The following is a 322-nucleotide window of genomic DNA, read 5'->3' as shown; positions in this document are numbered from 1 at the left end:
AAGATCACCAAGGTCTTCGACAAGGCCTCGCCGCTGCTGCTGGCTGCCCTGACCTCGGGCGAGCGCATGACCAAGGTCGAGATCAAGTGGTACCGCACCTCGGCCCAGGGCACCCAGGAGCACTACTACACCACCGTCCTGGAAGACGCGATCATCGTCGACATCAAGGACTACATGCTCAACTGCCAGGACCCAGGCAACGCCCACTTCACCCACCTAGAAGACGTGCACTTCACCTACCGCAAGATCACCTGGACCCACGAAGTGTCCGGTACTTCCGGTTCCGACGACTGGCGCGCGCCGGTCGCAGGCTAAGCCTGGA

At 61.8% G+C, this 322-nt stretch carries 1 protein-coding gene; it reads left to right on the top strand.

All coding sequences use genetic code 11. From position 1 onward, the window contains the following. On the top strand, positions 1 to 315 hold a 315-nt coding region (gene tssD / locus NJG22_RS24490; protein ID WP_253098514.1), incomplete at its 5' end, for a type VI secretion system tube protein TssD. Between the last annotated feature and the right edge of the window lie 7 nt (positions 316 to 322).

The organism is Pseudomonas sp. VA159-2, assembly GCF_024126635.1.
In the GTDB taxonomy this organism is placed as follows: domain Bacteria; phylum Pseudomonadota; class Gammaproteobacteria; order Pseudomonadales; family Pseudomonadaceae; genus Aquipseudomonas; species Aquipseudomonas muyukensis.
Note: the sequence above shows the minus strand (reverse complement) of the source record. Positions and strands in the feature narration are given on the sequence as shown.